This is a genomic window from Dorea amylophila (assembly GCF_025567265.1).
Classification (GTDB): Bacteria; Bacillota; Clostridia; order Lachnospirales; family Lachnospiraceae; genus Dorea_A; species Dorea_A amylophila.
The window spans coordinates 17370-35004 of sequence record NZ_JAOQJW010000021.1; the positions used below are offsets into that span (position 1 = coordinate 17370).

Consider the following 17635-nt stretch of genomic DNA (forward strand, 5'->3'; position numbering starts at 1 on the left):
CGAACATTTTCATGCCGTAACATGCAAAAAATCTCTGACATAAAATATACAATTTATATTTATACGTCAGAGATTTTTGATTTACAATTTTCTGTCTGTAACAGTTTCTTTTAATGCTACTAACTGTTCGATTGCCTTTGCTGTCCCGTCAATTCCAAGAAGAGAACTGTCAAGGCAGATATTATAGCTTTCGGCAGCACCCCATTTTTTATTGCTGTAATAGTTATAATAGCTGGAACGTCTCTTATCAGTCTTTTTAATCAGATCTTTGGCTTTTGCATCTGTCAGATCATAGATCCGTGCGATTCTGCGGACTCTTGCGTCCATGTCGGCATGAATGAATACACTTAAGACATTATTAAATTCTTCCAGTGCATAGTCGGCACAACGTCCAACAAGAATACAAGGACCTTCCGATGCGATCTTGCGGATGGTATCAAATTGTGCGAGAAAAATTTTATGATTGATCGGCATGTCTGTATAACTGGATGAAGGATATCCGAATGAGTAGGAATCCATAACCAGAGAATACAGAAAACTGTTCGTAGGTTTTTCATCGTGTGTTTCAAAAAGTTCTTCGCAGATACCACTTTCCTTTGCTGCGCGTTCCAACATTTCTCTGTCGTATAATTTGATTCCGAGATCTTCAGCAACTTTATATCCGATCTGGCGTCCGGCACTACCATATTCACGGCCGATCGTAATGATTGTATTTGTCTTTGCCATATATACCACGCTCCTATACATAAATTAATATAAACATATTATACAGCAAACTCGGAGAAATGTATAGAATTTTCACATAATTTACCTGCAAATATTCCTTAGTCTGTCTAATAGTTCGATAAAATATTCCGGAAGGGGTGCGTTGACTTCCAGGTATTCCCCGGTAGATGGGTGTATGATACCAAGAGTGCGTGCATGTAAAGTCTGTCCCTGCAATCCTTTAAAAGGACACTTTTTCGGCCCATAAACTTCGTCACCGACCAGAGGATGACCGATGCTCGCCATATGGACACGGATCTGATGGGTTCGTCCGGTTTCAAGCTCACATTGGATATAGGTATAATCTCCGAAACGTTCCAGAACTTTGTAGTGGGTAATGGCCTCCCGTCCGTTTTTACAGTGAGTACTCATTTTCTTGCGGTCTGTCGGATGACGTCCGACCGGTGCATTAACCGTACCGGAATCTTCTTTGATATTACCATGTACGATTGCAACATAGATACGACGGATAGAGTGTACCTTTAATTGTTCGGAAAGGCTCTGATGAGCTTTATCGTTCTTGCAGATGACCAGTGAACCCGTGGTGTCCATATCAATGCGGTGAACAATTCCGGGACGCATACAGCCGTTGATACCGGACAGTTCATTTCCGCAGTGATACATCAGTGCATTGACCAGTGTTCCGCTGTAATGTCCTGGAGCAGGGTGAACAACCATCTGTTTCGGTTTATTGATCATAATAATATCCTGATCCTCATATAAGATATCCAGTGGAATGTTCTCAGGCACGATATCAGGCTCTTTTGCTTCTGGAAGGGTAACTTCTACCCTGTCATCAAAAGAAAGCCTGTAATTGGATTTTACAGGCTTCTGGTTTACTTTTACATATCCATCTTTGATGATTTTCTGAATATAAGATCTTGATCTGTCTTCGAACTGTTCGGAAAGATAGAGGTCAATCCGCTGGCCTTCGGCATTAAGATCGATGGAAAATTCTTTCAAGGTCTTCCTCCTTATAGTAAACGAGTATTAATATAACTAACAGGAATGCTGCAACGGTAACATAGATATCTGCAACATTAAAAATCGGAAAGTCGATCAGTTTGAAATAAAAGAAATCGACTACATAATTCAGGCGGATACGGTCAATACAGTTACCGAAAGCTCCGCCAACGATCAATACCGCACAGATACGAAGCGGCAGATATTTTTTTTCCATAGGTACTTTGCTGTAGAACCAGATCACAGCTGCGGTAATCAGGAGTGCACTGATGTAAAAGAAAACTCTCTGGTTTTGCAGTATACCGAATGCAGCTCCTCTGTTTTCGAGATATTCTAATTGGAATATATTTCTGATCAGCACATAAGCCGGCCGGTCTTTTAAGTGTCCGACAACAAGATATTTTGTAAACTGGTCTATGCATACCAGTACAACAACACTGATCAGTGCTGTGATATAATGTGTGATACGTTTTGTATTTGTATTCATGATACTCCTTGCCGATCATACTATGAATCTATGACTTTTTTGAATTCATAGTACAAAAACTATATATATTTGCGTACAGAAATCATATAACGTCCTTTTTTTGTCTCAGACAGGATCCCATTATAGGCAATACGACCCATTTTACGAACGGAAATTATATCATTCTCTTTTAACCGGTATCCGTTACTGGTAATCAGTTTTCCATTCACAAACACTTTTCCGGCTTCAATCTGAGACGTGATCTTACTTCTGGAAAGAGGATATGCCAAAGCGAGAACACTATCGAGACGGACGGATGATACGGTTCCTTTTAATTCTTCGTATCTCGGTTCATAATCAACCTGAACACCGGTACCGATCGTTGCTTTTACATGAGTATGTCTGATCTGAGTCAGATTATCGGTGACATATTCTGCCATTTCTTCTTTGACAAATATCAGCGCTTTATGATCTTCTGCAATAATATCTCCGATCTTACAACGTTCAATACCAAGATTCATCAGTGCACCAAGATAATCGCGGTGAGTAAGATCTTCGGAAAACTTCTTATTCAGCGGGCTGACTTCTATTGTCTGAATCGGATATTCATACTCATAATAAAGAGCATCAGGTAGAAATACAGCCATCTGACGCTCTGATAAGTCATATCCACCATACGTCTTATACTGGGATAAGAACATGTCTTTCGGTGTCGTATGAAGAATATTCAATTCATTCAAATTAAGAAAGTCAGAAAATACAACAATTCCTCTGTTATATGCAAGTCTGGAAAGTTCAACCAGACGTTTCTGTAACATACTTTCTTCTTTGTTCATAATTAAAATCTTGTCCTCATAGATGAAGAATCCAAAGAAGTGTTCAACAGATCCTGAAGATCTCCCGAAATATCTACATTTGTAGGTGTTACCAGGAATATGTAATTCGAAATCTTCTGCAGGTTACCACTGATTGCAAATGTAGCACCTGAAGTAAAATCAATAATACGCTGTGCAATCTCAAGATCCAGTCCCTCCAGATTAAGGATCACTGTGCGTCCGCTTAACAGAGTCTCTGTGATCTCTCTGGAATCTTCAACAGAAGTTGGTTTAATTACACATACTTCCATATTTACACTGCTTCTTCTTGCAGGCTGACGCATAGGTGTTACTTTATTATTAGAGAATGAAGATTTCTGCTTTACAGGTGCTGTATATTCCTCCTCGTCATTCTCATCAAAATCTTTATCATTGTCTTTTGTGCTTTTATGAAAGAGGCTTCTCTTGGGCTTTTCTTCATAATCATCATCATATTCGTCATCGTCGAAGAATTCATCATCATCGTATTCATCGTCTCCGTCGTCTAACTTCATGATACTTAAGAACTTATCTAATACTCCCATTTTTAATAAATCTCCTATCTTCCGTTTATACTTGATGAGTATAGTCTCGTGCTCCGAAGATTCCGGTACCAACACGGACCATGGTAGCTCCTTCTTCTATGGCTACCTGATAGTCATTTGTCATACCCATAGAAAGAATACTCATAGTAATATTATCAATGTTTTTCTTTGCGATGTCAACAGATAATTTGCGTAAATTGGCAAAAACAGAGCGATTATCCTCAGGATTTTCTACAAATGGAGCAATTGTCATAAGACCTTTTACACGGATATGTGAAAATTTTGATATCTGCTCTACGAATGCAGGAACTTCTTCCGGCATAAGTCCGAACTTACTTTCTTCTTTCGCAACATTCACTTCGATCAGTATATTGGCTGTAACGTTATGTTTTTCTGCTTCTTTATCAATTGTTTCAGCTAATCGGACAGAATCCACAGAATGAATAAGATCTACTTTATCAATAATATATTTGACCTTATTACGCTGCATATGACCGATCATATGCCAGTGGATATCTTTTGGCAGAACTTCATATTTGGAAGCGAGTTCCTGTGCTTTGTTCTCTCCATTGATACGAACACCCAGATCATATGCTTCCTGCAGCATCTCTACAGGTTTTGTTTTGCTTACTGCGATCAACGTAACCTCTTCTCTCTTACGGCCGGCGCGGTCGCATGCAGCCTGGATATTTTCTTCTACTTTTGCAAGATTTTCTTTTAACATAATTTCTAGCTCCTTTTCTCTTAATATCAAATTAAGAAATGACATCACCCTCATGTACGTCTTTTCCTGTCAGTGCAATGTGGTCATAATTGGACAGACCATAATCATTTCCACTTTGTACAATATAGTAATCATCGCTTTCGCATAAAATCTGTACCTGACGGAATACCGCATACCCCCGGTTGATATTATAAACTCCCTTTAATTGCTTTGTTTCTGATAATTGATAAGTATCTGAAGAGCCTGCTTTTTTTAAGGTTGTATTTTTTTCAAAATCATCCGGATCAACATAGACAGAACCGGTCTGTGTATCGCGGTAATAGATATCAACAGCCTGAAATTCTGCATTCTCTTTCCCGGTATCGATCAATACACCGGTACTGTTACTATTTCCGCCCTGGGTAAGATAATCTTCCGGAATTACATAGAAGTCCTTCTTTGTAATCGCTGATTTCGGTATTTTAAGTCCGGACTGATCTTCGAGTATCAGTTCTACGTCAACAAAACGATCCTGGGCATAGCGTACCATCGAAGAATCAAATGCAAGATATCCGAGATAAGACCCTTTTACTTTTTTCATGGAAAATGCAGCGGTCATAGTTTCATTATCTTTTGGAAAACGTACATGGACACTAGAAGAATCTTTCAACTCTTTTGCACACTCTTTGGTTAAAGGAATAACCAAAGTCCAGTCATCATCTTTGATTAATTTGTATACCGGGGTGCCGGATTTAATCCGGGTATTGTTCTTCTGCTCTTTTTTACGATAGCCTTCTTTGCTTAACATATCAGGGGTTACATCATCCGCAGTAGTTTTTTCGAATCCGTCCACATAATAACATATGATACCGTCAGAATCCGCAGAAAACACATGAAGTCCGTCGGTATCTGTATCGGTCAGAGCAGCAAGCTGAGTCTGACGGTTCTGATTTGATTTTCCATCCAGCACACTTGAGATATTACTTTTTAATGTATATACATCTCCGAAACTTTCATCAGAATAATTTTCGCAGAAAGTCTGGGTCTTCTGACGTATATTGTTCTGCTCAACGGAGGTTAATTTCTGACTTTTTCCTGATTTTGATTCAAACTGTAACTTGTGGTCAGAAAGAGAATAAATCTGTGTTTTAGCACCGACTTTACTACCGGCTGAAACAAAGTAATTAACGTATCCATTGTCTTCGGAGCGGATTACTGTTTCATTACGGATGGCAAGACCGGTATAGGAATTGTCTTTGAGAATGGATCCTTCCCGAACCTCATAAACAGAAATATGTTTTTCTGTCAGATACATTAATACAGTTACAACAAGATAAATAAATATAACACCAAAAATGATGATCCCAATATTTAAATGTTTTTTCTTCTGATATACTTTTATATTTGATGATTGCGTGTTTCCAGCCAAATTTCCGGCCTCCTATCTTTATTGCTTTAACATACGTAACGCTGATCCATTTAAATAGTGAAATGCCTTTCCCTGATAACTTTGCCTTTCTGTCATGATTTCAAATAGTTCATCTCTTAACTTCCACCAGCTGGTGTCCCAGTTACAGAATACAGCATCCTTTTCCGGAATACGGCTGAACAGGCGCTCAATTGCAATATCCGGTCTCAGATATTCCAGAAACAGGATGAGGCGGTTCAGGTACTCTTCTTTTTTACATAGAGATATTGTACCATTTTCATACGCTTCGCACAACTTTGTATTCTTAGCAATATAAAGAGAATGTGCCTTTACGATCTGTACCGGAAGTGCAGATAATATTTTTGCCGTTTCAATGCTGTCATCCAGATCATCTCCCGGAAGATTCAGGATTACATGGGTACAGATATCGAAAGAATATTTGTTGATATGCAGGACCGCATCGATAAATTCCGCAAGAGAATGACCTCTTGATATTTGTTTTAAGGTATGATAATTCACTGTTTGAAGTCCGAGTTCGACCGTAATCTGGATTCCGGTTTTTTCCCGGACTGTATGTAATACATCCAGGTAGTCATCCCGTATACAATCCGGACGTGTAGAGACGGCAATTTCAACAATATCAGGAACGCGGGATGCTTCCTCGATATATGAACGGAATATTTCAAGCGGTAAAAATGTATTCGTAAAGTTCTGAAAATACGCAATAAACTTATGCGCATGATAACGTTTTTCAATGTAGTCGCGAGTCCTAAGAAGCTGTTCTGTGACAGATACGGCAGAGTCCATTGCTTCAAATCCGGTTCCCTTTTCTGCACAGAACGAACAGCCGTTTCCGTTAATTCTATTTGGACAGCTGACCGGGAGGTTTACCGGAAGTTTATATACTTTTTCTCCATATCTTTCTTTGAGATATTGTGAATATGGATAATATTTTTCACTTTTATCCATGATAAAAATCCTTTCCGCAATGTATAATCCCACTTTTTCCGGCAATACTATTATCATTCGATAAAAGGAGGATTACTCAGATGAAATGGTTTGATAACACTGCATTGACGCTTGTGATCATCGGTGCACTTAACTGGCTTCTGGTTGGTATATTTAAACTGGACATCGTAGCCGTAATCTTTGGAAATCTCACATGGATTTCCAGAATTATTTATACCATTATCGGTCTATGTGGACTTTATCTCATCAGCCTTTATGGAAGAATCGGAAGTTCATCCTAAAAAAGGGGTATCCGTATTATGGATGCCCCTTCTATATTTTTACATATTATTTTTCAGGAATTGCTTCCACAATTGCTGTCATATCTTTATAAAGCAATGGCTTTGTATCAGCATTCATTACAATAGAGATATATGGATGATTGTTCTCATCCTCTGTAAGAAGAACGAGACAATTCCCGGCCAGCTTGGTTGTTCCTGTTTTTCCGCCGATGACAGTTACATTATCTGGTTTTTCTGCTTCACCGGTAGCATAAAAATTAGTAGGTTCCCAGGTAATACTTCTTACAGCACCACTACTTCCGGTAACCTTTGCGGTATGTGATTTTGATTTGATGATTTTGACAAAATCATCATTTTTAATGCATTCATTAAAAATGAGATAAAGGTCATAAGCAGTTGTATAATGGTCGTCATTATGAAGACCATTAGAATTTACAAAATGTGTGCCTGTTGCCATTAACTTTTTCGCTTCTTTATTCATCATTTTGGCAAATCCATCCATACTTCCGCCCACATATTCTGCAATTGCTGTTGCATTGTCATTTCCGGAATGAAGTAACAGACCATATAATAAATCGGATAATGTAATCTTATCGCCAGCCTGTATTCCGCAAGTTGCTTCGTCAGCAGCAAAGCTGTTCATATCGGCATTCTGAGACACTGTAACAACGTCTGACAGATCAGCGTTTTCCAAAGCAACCAGAGCAGTCATAAGCTTGGTTGTACTTGCCGGATAGATTTTATCAAACATTTGATAGGAAAAGTCAACTTTTTCCCCGTCAACATCAAACAAGGCTGCTGAATGAAGTGTATCTGTTTCGGCAGAGGTAATCCCTTTCAGATTGACATCACCAGATGCAACACACAGATCAGAAGCAAATAAATCACCTGTATACAGATTTTTGTTATAATTTTCGATTTCATAATCTGCTACTACATTCTTTGAACCAAAACCACAACCGGTTGTCACCATTGCCGTCAATGACAGCATAGCTATTAATTTTGAGTATTTACCGATACATTTCACGCCAGTCTAAATCTCCTCTGTCAATTGCTAAGATAATAATTTCTGCTGTTGCAAGATTCGTTGCCAGCGGAATATTATAAGTGTCGCACATACGGATCACATCATTAAGATCCGGGTCGTGAGGTTTTGGATTGGAAGGCTCTCTCAAAAAGATCAGAGCATCAATATCATTCTGCGCAATCTGCGCTCCTAACTGCTGCTTTCCTCCTAAGGGACCGGCCAGATATTTATGAACTTTCAGGTTTGTAACTTCTTCAATTAATCTCCCTGTCGTTCCTGTAGCATAAAGACTGTGTTTGCTTAAAATTCCTCTATATGCGATACAGAAATTTTGCATCAGTGCTTTTTTTGAATCATGTGCTATCAGACCTATATTCATATTATTCACTCCTTACTGGTATTTTTTAGGTTGTAATCCTACGTTCAAGACTAATCCAATTCCAATATATAAACTTACAAGAGATGTCAGTCCATAACTTACAAAAGGTAATGGTACTCCAGTATTAGGTAATATCTTGGTGGCAACACCAATGTTAATAAAACTTTGTATGCCAATCAGTCCCCCAACACCACAGCATATGATTCTTCCTGCAAGGTCTTGCGATCGTATCCCAACTAAAATACATTGTATCACAATTAATAGTAAGAACGCAATAATTATACAACCTCCGACAAAACCTAATTCTTCACCAATGATCGCGAAAATGAAATCTGTCTGTGGTTCAAGAATGAAATTACCGTTTTTTACGGATGTGGTCGTGTTATTATCCAGCCCTTTTCCTGTTAGCTGACCGGAACCAATTGCCATGACAGAGTTTTTCTGCTGGTAAGCTTCATCACTTTCATATTTTTCGGGTTCGATAAAAGCAAGGATACGCTTCTGCTGATAATCCTTTAAAAGCTTCTGGTCAGGCTGAACAACGATACTTAAAAAGATGACTGCGACCGGTATTAATATGACAAGGACGGTACCGATGAATTTATAACTTAGTCCGGCTACATAGATCATAAGACAGATCATAAGAGCGGTACAAATGGTTGTGGACAGGTTTGGCTCAATTAAGATCAATACCAGCGGAATACCTGCGAGGACAGCATATTTCAACAGTGTAAATTTATCATTGATATCTTCTTCGTGTTCCATCAAAAATTTTGCAAAAAATATGATCAGTAATATTTTTGCAAGTTCTGAAGGCTGGAATTGGATAAAGCCTACCTTGATCCAGCGGGTTGCACCATTTACATTCTCACCAAATAATTTTACTGCAGTAAGCATAATGATAGAAAGTATATACAATACCCAATAAAAATTTATGATCCACATATAGTCAATCAGTGACACGATGATCATAGCCGCAAGACCTATCACGACACCAAGAATCTGTTTGTTCTGAAGAGATTCTTTTGCACTGCCTACGACTAAGATACCGAAAATGGATAAAATACCTACAAGTGCAACAATTCCGAATTTGTAATTTTTCCAGTTATATGGTTTTGTAAATCTATGTGATCTCACGTTTCTTCTCCTGCTATTCTTATCACTATCTGTGAACGGTTAATCTCTACTTGAAAATCATCTTCTGTAAGTTCCACGTATTTGGAAAGGGTTTGATATAAGTCCCGGCAGATATGATCATAAACGGAAGGCGTACATTGTACCCGATCCGATACGACCAATGCGCGGAGACGGTTTTTTGCAATGGATACGGAAGAGCTTTTCAACATATTCAGGGCCTCCTAATTCTTCTTGAATACATGTGAGATCCTTGAGAAGAATCCCTTTCCGGTATCAAGATTTATATAAGGAACTTCCAATCCCAGAATACGCTTACAAATATTTAAATATCCTTTTCCTGCCGTTGAATCGAGACCAATTACCGGTTCCCCCTGGTTAGTCCCGATAACAACCTGTTCGTCATCAGGAAGGATTCCGATTAAAGGTACCGAGAGGATTTCGGTGACATCATCAACGGACATCATATCTCCCCGCTTCACCATGTCCATCCGGATGCGGTTGATGATCAGGTCAATCTTACGGATCTGATTCTGTTCCAGAAGTCCAATGATACGGTCAGCATCACGAATGGATGATACTTCCGGAGTTGTAACAACTAATGCACGGTCAGCACCGGCAATGGCATTTTGAAAGCCTTGTTCAATACCGGCCGGACAATCCAAAAGTATGTAGTCAAATTCTTCTTTTAATTCAGAAGTGAGCTTTTTCATCTGTTCCGGTGATACCGCCGACTTGTCTTTTGTCTGGGCGGACGGGAGCAGATATAGATTTTCATATCGGCTGTCACGGATCAATGCCTGTTTCAAGCGGCATCCGCCGGTCACAACATCGACCAGATTATATACGACCAGATTTTCCATGCCCATCACAACATCCAGATTCCGCAGCCCTAGATCAGTATCTATGATCACTACCTTTTTGCCAAGCTTCGATAAACCTGCTCCTACATTTGCAGTTGTAGTCGTCTTTCCAACTCCACCTTTTCCTGATGTAATTACGATAACTTCGCCCATGAATAACTTCCTCCTATAACTGGTTTTACTTTTACTTCTCCTATACGCAGTTTTTTCGACTGCATACGGAGAGCTGCTATGACAGCATCTCTGCGTCCGGAGGCACCTGCGATCACCGTACCGTATATGGTACCGGTTACAATTACATTTCCTTTGGATGCAACGGTAGCACCTTCTTCGATATCACCTATGATCACAATGCTCTGTTCGGACTCAAGAACCTGTCTTCCTCTTAATGTACCCTTATAGAACTGCCCGTCTTTTTCATGGATGGCTTCAAGGCTTTCGTCCAGCATTTTTTTATGGACTTGTTCTGTAACAGTATTTTTCTCAATGATACAAAGTATTTCGATATTGGCAGCTGATTCAATTTCTCTTGTCAGCTGCCGCTCTTCATCTTCTGTGAAAGAACGGCCTTCATATTCCACAGCCATTTTTGCGTGAGCAAAGAACCTGGAAGCAGATTGGAATTTCTTTTTTACGACTTCCAGAAGTTCCTCGAATGAAATGTCTGAATCAAAATAAATAGTGATGCCGTATTTGTTACTCTTGATGAGCACCTGGTCTTTCACATAGAATCATCCTTTCTTTAATCTCCACCATTTGATCCGGTACCAATATCTGATGCAGATCCCGTGATCAATTCGTTTTCCGGTGTGACTTTATAGTAGTACTCCATGACATCATTACCGACTTCAGCTGCAAATGTCGAACTGTAGCCGTTGGCAATACGGATTGCAAATGCAATCTGTGGGCTGTCACTAGGAGCAAATCCTACAAACAGACCGTGGTCTGGATGAGTCTGACTTTGCTGTGCAGTTCCGGTTTTACCGGATAATGCAATACCACTCGAATTTAATTTTGTAAAAATATCTTTATCTTCTGAAGTTATAACTGCTCTCATACCTTCATGGACTGCCTGCCATGTAGAGGCGGACACATCGGTAACTTTATTTTTCACTTCAGGAGTATAGTCTTTGATCGTTTTCCCTTTAGGGCTTGTAACCTTATCTAAAAGACTTAAGTTGTATACGGTTCCATCATTTGCAACTGCTGTGATATATCTTGCAAGCTGACTGGTAGTATAGTTGTTGGTACCCTGTCCGATAGCAGATAATACAGAGTTGTCATCGGATATCTGCGGGGCAGATTCAGGAATTTCCATACCAGAAGTATCTCCAAGACCGAATTCTTCCGCATATTTTTGAAGTTTTGCAATACCACGTTCGCTTGAATAATAATTCTGTGTACTCTTTCCATCTGAGGTATCACTGTCCAGCTTTGAATCACCGACATTATTGAGCCCCAGTCTGTAACCGACTTCATAGAAAAAGTCATTACAAGAATGCTGAATACCCTGTGATACATTCAGGTTACCATGTGATGACGGATAAATCCAGCATTTTGGATTCGGTGTGACTTTCTTATATACTCCGGCACATGGAAGATATGTGTTAACGTCAATGACACCTTCGGTCAGACCGGCAATTGCAGATAATGGTTTGTAAGTGGAACCAGGTGCTGTCTTTTCCTGTGTTGCATTGTTGTAGAATGGACGGGACTGATTGGTAAGCAGTTTGCTGTAGTAATCAGAATCCATGGTATTTGCAAGACGGTTGTTGTCATATCCGGGATAAGAGACGCATGCAAGTACTTCACCGGTGTTCGGATCTGTTGCAACCAATGAACCGGTACAAGGCTCCAGTCCTAACTGTCCGGGTGTAATCTCCAAAGACTGGATTTTACTCCGCATAAAGTCATATGCACCGACATTTCCTGCTTTCAGACCGTTATACTGCTCATCATCCTGATCCAGTATTCCCTGTTCATAGAGCATCATGCATACCTGCCTGCCGGTAATTGTTCCGGATTTTATCATATAGCGGTAGATCAGTTTGTCAAAACTATTGTCTGAATCAACATAATCCAAAATATAATTAATAATTCCCTGATATACTTCACTGGAATCAGAATACTGTTCATTTGATTTTATATAATCTTTCAATAGTGAAGTATCTATCCAGTTCTTTGAAATAGCATAATTCAGATAGTTATATACATTAATAGATTCATCATCTTTCCAGGCTTTATAAGTATCATCTTTGGTATTGATGGATTTTGACATTACTACACCTGTTACGTTTGTCAGCACATCCGATACCAGATAGGTGAGGTACGCCTGTATTTCTTTCGGCTGGTCTTTATATGCTGCTGCATTGGAATCGCTGAATATTTTCGTAAGAGAATTCTTCACTTCTTCTTTTCTTACGGCGAATGCAGATGCAACCTCTTTTTCGGCTTCACCGGCATTTGCATCTGTAAAATGCGTCATATCAAGTACGTCATTGTTGATCATAGCGTTATATACATCACCAATCGGAATGATAACGTCACTTCCGTCGTCAACTTTGTTACGGTCAAAATCCAGATTGTTTTGTATTTTGGCAAGCAGTACGCCCGCAAGTTCCTGTTCCAGAATGTTATAAGCAGCTTTTTGAAGATTGGCATCAATCGTCAGATACAGGTCATTTCCGGCTTTGGGATTTGTGCCCTTTACTGTTTTGATTACTTTTCCGACGTTATTAACATAAAGCTTCTCACTTCCCTTTTTTCCCTGAAGCTGGGAATCCAGTGCCTTTTCAAGACCAGCTTTACCGACGGTGTCTGTTTTGCTGTATCTTTCCTGATCTGCGTCACTTAATGCATCATACTCTTCCTGAGAAATCTGACCGGTATATCCTATGATGTTTGCAAAGCAGTTACTGTCAGCATATTTTCTCAGTGACTCTTCTTCTACATTGATACCGGACAATTTGTCCAGATTTTCCATGATGTCTGCGACTGTTGCATCACTGACATCTTCGGCAATTGTAGTTGAAATGTATTTCTGATAACTGTTCAGCCAGATCTGATAACGGATATTGATCAGTTTTAATACCATGGACTTGTCCATAGATTTTTCATCAATACCGAATTTCTGCTTATTTGTACACAGATAATGAATCAGTTCATCGGCAGTAGTCTCTTTCTGTTTTTTGGAAAGCTTATCAATTGTAGATTTACCGTATACATCAGCGATAAAACGTAATTTCTGCGTTTCATTCTGTGCAACAAATTGATACATATTATTACTGTCCAAAATGATTCCAAAGTTATTGATCACGGTATCGCCATTGGATTCTACCATTTTAATAACAGAAGAAATCGTCTTGTTTAAAACTTTATTCTGCTGTGCAATACTGTCATAAGAACCATTGTCTTCAATTGTGACAGAGTATGCCAGTTCATTATAAGCCAGTAGGTTGCCGTTACGGTCATATATATTACCACGGGTTCCCTGAATCTCTTTTGTTTTCTGAATCTGCAGTTTATAATCGTCAAGGTATTCCTGTCCTTTTACAATCTGAAGATAAAATATCCGCTGTACCAGAATTGCCGATGTAATACAAAAGACAATGATCAGCACGAATATTCGAGATTGTACGAATTCTGCAATGCCGGATTTGATCCGTTCCCATAAACTATACAAATTTACTTGCACTCCTTTGCTCTTCTGCTTCCAGTTTCTTGTTAATGTGTAATATGATCTGATACAGAATCAGTGTGACCAGGATTGTATATACAAGCTCAGGCATAATGATCTGTCTCAGGTATGCTTCAAAAGCAAAATCCCCCCGCAAAAGATACATACAGAAGTATGTAACTAAACCATAGATCAATTCGCTGACTGCGATCAGTGCGATTGGAAGTTTAATGTCATCATCATAAAAAAGTCTTCGGAATGATCCGTTCAGATATCCGATCACTGAGAAAAGTAACGTATAGAATCCAAGTGTATTCCCCCAGAATACATCCGTCAAAAAGCCGGAAAGGAATCCTACGGCAAGCCCCTCTTTCTTTCCACGCATAAATCCGAACGATGAAGTGATGATAATCAGCAGGTTCGGTTTGATGGATGCAAAAGACAATCGGTGGAAGATGGTGCATTCCATTAAAAAGCATATGATGATAATACAAAATGTAATCAACTTTCGTTTCATGAATTACTCTCCCTTTGTATCTGCGGATTCTTGTTTGATCAGGTCGTTTTTCGTTGTGGTAATAACGAGAACCTCCTGCAGTTTAGTGAAATCTACAGCAGGTGTAATATATCCGGACCGGGTCAGGTTATTAGAATCCACTTTCACTTCACTGACGTATCCGACAAAAAGTCCCTGAAGGAACCGATCACTGACATGAGATGTAACAACCTGTTCTCCGACTTCAATCTTATTATCGTTATTGGCAAGTTTTTCAAACCGGATCCTGCCGTTTTCCATCTGTTTCAAGTCTCCTCTGACTACGCAGGTGTCAGAAGTTGAAAGGAGCATTGCACTGATATTACTTTCGTCGTCAATAATGGAACGTACTCTCGCATAATGCGGACCAACCTCCGTTACAATTCCGACCAGTCCGCTTCCGGCGAGGACATTGCAATTCTTTTTAATGCCGTCCTTCTTTCCTTTGTCGATCGTAAAATCACTGAACCAGTTGGAGCCGTTATTGGAAATGACGTGTGCACCTACTTTTTTGTAATCAGAATAATTTTCATCCAGTTTATATAATTCTCTCAGCCTCTCCAGTTCATATTGATCCTGGCGTAGTCGCGTGTTGTCGATCGTAAGGTCGTCTACTTTGGACTGTAATTTTCTATTTTCTTTTTTCATGTCCTGTAGTGTTTCAAAGTTATCGGAAAGATCGCTCATATAGCGTCCAACATATCCGATCCCTTTCTGCATAGGAATGACTGTATAGTTTGCAACGAAACTGATTGGTCCGTTCCCTCCGGTAATACGTTCCACACCCATCAGGATGACGCAGATAACGATTACGATGATCAGCCAGTATTTACTTGGAAGGGAAGATTGATTTTTTGTCTTCATTATCTCATCCACCTATAATTATCTTCTATCATTGAAAATGTCAGTTTTCTTAAGTCTTTCGACATAATAATACGTTTCAGGCCATTGACTGCACAGGTGTCCGGTTCCAGGGCAGTTCTTGACTTGATGCCTACCATCTGTTCGATATAAATTTCAAGGCCGGGCATATTTGCAAGTCCGCCAGTGAGGAAAATACCATTCTCATAGATTGCTTTGCGGACTTCCGGAGGTGTTCTATCAAGAAGGGAATGGATGGCTTTGACGCATTCCAGTAACGGATCTTTCATTGCAGCACGGATCAGCATGATAGAAACCGGCTTCCGCATCGGTACACCTGTGATCAGGTCTCTGCCGGCTACCGATAAGATAGAATCAGAATCTCCGGTAAAGACATTGAAATTCCGTCTCAGTACTTCAGCAGTCTGCCGACCGATCAGGAAGTCGTGACTGTGCTTTACAAGATTGATAATCCCCTGATCAAACGTATGTCCGCCTACTTTTACGAGACGGTTCAGTACCATTCCGCCTCCGGCCAGTACAGACAGTTCGGTAGTTTCACCACCGAAATTCGCGATCATGATTCCTTTTGTATTCTGAATATCCAGATTTAATCCGACTGCATCGGCAATCGAACGTTCTACGATATTTACTTCTTTTGCTTTGGCTGTTGAATGGATCACAAGATCAAAGAACGCCTTCTTTTCTACTTCGGTAACGTCTGTTGGAACAGCAATTACATATTCAGAACCACGGGAAAACTGTCTTCCTCTTTTTAATAAGTTCTGAAGAAGAAACTGCATGTCGTTAAATCTGGAAATAACGCCCTCTTTCATCGGAAATGTGATCTCGATGTTTGAGGGAGCTTTCCCATACATACTAAATGCATCATCACCAACCGCAAAAATATCACGGTCACGATTGTCTTTAAATGCGATCACGTTCTTCTCTTTCCAGATTGTGTCTTTTTTCTTATCATAGACCTTGATGTCATAAGACCCAAGATCCAGTCCGTATACATTTCTTGCCATCTGACAGAATCCTTTCTATCTTGGTTGCAGAATTTTACAGCATTCCCTCTTCACGAAAACTTATATAACAATTATTGCCAATTATAATATGGTCTAACAGCTCAATTCCAATTAATGCACCTGCATCCTGAATCCTTTTTGTTGTCAGCATATCTTCCCGGCTTGGAGACGGATCTCCGCTTGGATGATTGTGTAAGATGATAATGGATACTGCATTTTTCTGCAATGCTTCTATAAAAAGCTCTCTTGGCGTGACCAGGGATGCATTCACAGTCCCTTTGGAAATGGTAGTTTCGCCAAGCAGCTTTGCCTTCGAGTTTAACATTAATAATTTCATATGTTCCTGTTTCTCATGTCTTAAATCTTCCATATAATATTGCGCAATCGTTTTTGGATCGGTAAAACATACTGTATCCTGATAAGACGCTTTTGCAAGCCTTTTTGCAAGTTCAGATATACATGATATCTGAATTGCTTTTACGTTGCCAATCCCTTTGATCTGCTTCAGACGTTCAGCGTTAAACTGATGAATTCCGAGAATGCCGATTCCGCCGGCATGATAAAGAATTCTTCCTGCAAGTTCCAATGCATTTTCACCGCGGGTACCGGTTCGTAACAGCACTGCCAGCAATTCAACGTCACTTAAATGTTCGGCTCCGAGACGGGAACACTTTTCATATGGTCGCTCGTCTCTCGGCATTTCTCTTATGGTATTTGATTGATTCATATTATTCTTTAGATTCGCACGACATTTTTACAGACTCAGTCAAAAGACAGATTCTGTAAATTATAAGAAACGATATATGATAATGGAAAGAATCACGCCAATGATACTTGCCATGGTTATCTTTATCGATAGACCAAATGTTATGACCATTACTCCGAGATTCAGAACGATCGGATCGTCTATCCCGAAAGATTGTCCATAGCCCAGCCAGGATAAAGCTGGCACCCCTTTTGCCAGTTCACCAATAAAGCCACCAAGAACTACTCCTGCCAGCAGAAGCAGAAATAAAGCCCAGGCGTTTTTACTTCCTGCACCTTTCATATGTACTCCTCCTCGTTTTTCCTATCTAAAAAACTCAATACATTTTATCACATTTCAGAAAAAGTGTATAGGTTTATGATATTAAAAAATTCTTAAACTTCTTTTC

The 17635-nt window shown here is 39.6% G+C and carries 21 protein-coding genes; 1 reads left to right on the top strand and 20 read right to left on the bottom strand.

The features are described 5' to 3' along the window. Positions 1 to 81 precede the first annotated feature (81 nt). From OCV72_RS12855 to mnmL, 8 genes are all read right to left on the bottom strand, one after another. The gene (locus tag OCV72_RS12855) at positions 82 to 726 is read right to left on the bottom strand and encodes a cytidylate kinase-like family protein (protein WP_055284228.1); all 645 of its coding nucleotides are present in this window, start codon (positions 724 to 726) and stop codon (positions 82 to 84) included. 81 nt (positions 727 to 807) lie between these two features. Further along, positions 808 to 1728, bottom strand: a complete 921-nt coding sequence (locus tag OCV72_RS12860) for an RluA family pseudouridine synthase (RefSeq protein ID WP_055284229.1) — start codon at positions 1726 to 1728, stop codon at positions 808 to 810. Then, positions 1703 to 2215: a signal peptidase II gene (lspA, locus tag OCV72_RS12865; RefSeq protein WP_055284230.1), complete on the bottom strand. Its 513-nt coding sequence runs from the start codon at positions 2213 to 2215 to the stop codon at positions 1703 to 1705. Before lspA ends, OCV72_RS12860 begins: the two co-directional genes overlap by 26 nt. Before the next feature lie 59 nt (positions 2216 to 2274). After that, a complete protein-coding gene (locus tag OCV72_RS12870) occupies positions 2275 to 3030 on the bottom strand; it encodes a YlmH family RNA-binding protein (RefSeq protein ID WP_055284231.1) in 756 nt (251 codons plus the stop codon). A 2-nt stretch (positions 3031 to 3032) separates the two neighbouring features. Further along, complete coding sequence (locus OCV72_RS12875) at positions 3033 to 3593, bottom strand: cell division protein SepF (protein WP_028085924.1); 561 nt, start codon at positions 3591 to 3593, stop codon at positions 3033 to 3035. Positions 3594 to 3618: 25 nt separating this feature from the next. Then, on the bottom strand, positions 3619 to 4317 hold the full coding sequence (locus OCV72_RS12880; RefSeq protein ID WP_055284232.1) for a YggS family pyridoxal phosphate-dependent enzyme: 699 nt from the start codon (positions 4315 to 4317) through the stop codon (positions 3619 to 3621). 31 nt (positions 4318 to 4348) lie between these two features. Continuing rightward, positions 4349 to 5725 (bottom strand): biotin/lipoyl attachment domain-containing protein, encoded by a 1377-nt coding sequence (locus tag OCV72_RS12885; RefSeq protein WP_055284233.1) that lies wholly within the window; start codon positions 5723 to 5725, stop codon positions 4349 to 4351. An 18-nt stretch (positions 5726 to 5743) separates the two neighbouring features. Next, positions 5744 to 6694: a tRNA modification radical SAM protein MnmL/YtqA gene (mnmL, locus tag OCV72_RS12890; protein WP_055284273.1), complete on the bottom strand. Its 951-nt coding sequence runs from the start codon at positions 6692 to 6694 to the stop codon at positions 5744 to 5746. Positions 6695 to 6774: 80 nt separating this feature from the next. On the opposite strand from mnmL, the gene OCV72_RS12895 reads away from it, so the two are divergent. Next, complete coding sequence (locus OCV72_RS12895) at positions 6775 to 6975, top strand: DUF378 domain-containing protein (protein WP_028085928.1); 201 nt, start codon at positions 6775 to 6777, stop codon at positions 6973 to 6975. A 46-nt stretch (positions 6976 to 7021) separates the two neighbouring features. On the opposite strand, the gene OCV72_RS12900 is transcribed toward OCV72_RS12895, so the two are convergent. From OCV72_RS12900 to OCV72_RS12955, 12 genes are read right to left on the bottom strand one after another with little or no spacing between them, the layout of a single operon-like run. Beyond that, the gene (locus OCV72_RS12900; RefSeq protein WP_242859265.1) at positions 7022 to 8002 is read right to left on the bottom strand and encodes a D-alanyl-D-alanine carboxypeptidase family protein; all 981 of its coding nucleotides are present in this window, start codon (positions 8000 to 8002) and stop codon (positions 7022 to 7024) included. Continuing rightward, the gene (gene mgsA / locus OCV72_RS12905; protein WP_006426567.1) at positions 7986 to 8381 is read right to left on the bottom strand and encodes a methylglyoxal synthase; all 396 of its coding nucleotides are present in this window, start codon (positions 8379 to 8381) and stop codon (positions 7986 to 7988) included. Before mgsA ends, OCV72_RS12900 begins: the two co-directional genes overlap by 17 nt. Positions 8382 to 8393: 12 nt before the next feature. After that, a complete protein-coding gene (locus tag OCV72_RS12910) occupies positions 8394 to 9518 on the bottom strand; it encodes an FtsW/RodA/SpoVE family cell cycle protein (protein ID WP_055284234.1) in 1125 nt (374 codons plus the stop codon). After that, positions 9515 to 9727, bottom strand: a complete 213-nt coding sequence (locus OCV72_RS12915; RefSeq protein WP_028085931.1) for a cell division topological specificity factor MinE — start codon at positions 9725 to 9727, stop codon at positions 9515 to 9517. Before OCV72_RS12915 ends, OCV72_RS12910 begins: the two co-directional genes overlap by 4 nt. Before the next feature lie 12 nt (positions 9728 to 9739). Then, positions 9740 to 10531, bottom strand: a complete 792-nt coding sequence (gene minD, locus OCV72_RS12920) for a septum site-determining protein MinD (protein WP_055284235.1) — start codon at positions 10529 to 10531, stop codon at positions 9740 to 9742. Next, on the bottom strand, positions 10513 to 11103 hold the full coding sequence (locus OCV72_RS16670) for a septum site-determining protein MinC (RefSeq protein WP_055284236.1): 591 nt from the start codon (positions 11101 to 11103) through the stop codon (positions 10513 to 10515). Before OCV72_RS16670 ends, minD begins: the two co-directional genes overlap by 19 nt. A 17-nt stretch (positions 11104 to 11120) precedes the next feature. Further along, a complete protein-coding gene (locus tag OCV72_RS12930; RefSeq protein ID WP_242859266.1) occupies positions 11121 to 14060 on the bottom strand; it encodes a penicillin-binding transpeptidase domain-containing protein in 2940 nt (979 codons plus the stop codon). After that, a complete protein-coding gene (gene mreD / locus OCV72_RS12935; RefSeq protein WP_028085935.1) occupies positions 14053 to 14571 on the bottom strand; it encodes a rod shape-determining protein MreD in 519 nt (172 codons plus the stop codon). Before mreD ends, OCV72_RS12930 begins: the two co-directional genes overlap by 8 nt. 3 nt (positions 14572 to 14574) lie before the next feature. After that, positions 14575 to 15453, bottom strand: coding sequence for a rod shape-determining protein MreC (mreC, locus tag OCV72_RS12940; RefSeq protein WP_055284238.1), 879 nt, complete (start codon positions 15451 to 15453; stop codon positions 14575 to 14577). After that, positions 15453 to 16481 carry a rod shape-determining protein gene (locus OCV72_RS12945; RefSeq protein ID WP_055284239.1) on the bottom strand — a complete coding sequence of 343 codons (1029 nt, stop codon included), beginning with the start codon at positions 16479 to 16481 and terminating at the stop codon, positions 15453 to 15455. The genes mreC and OCV72_RS12945 overlap by 1 nt, the downstream gene beginning before the upstream one ends. A gap of 34 nt (positions 16482 to 16515) precedes the next feature. Beyond that, positions 16516 to 17208 carry a RadC family protein gene (gene radC / locus OCV72_RS12950; protein WP_055284240.1) on the bottom strand — a complete coding sequence of 231 codons (693 nt, stop codon included), beginning with the start codon at positions 17206 to 17208 and terminating at the stop codon, positions 16516 to 16518. A gap of 60 nt (positions 17209 to 17268) precedes the next feature. Further along, positions 17269 to 17529 (bottom strand): DUF4321 domain-containing protein, encoded by a 261-nt coding sequence (locus OCV72_RS12955; protein WP_028085939.1) that lies wholly within the window; start codon positions 17527 to 17529, stop codon positions 17269 to 17271. Positions 17530 to 17635: the final 106 nt, after the last annotated feature.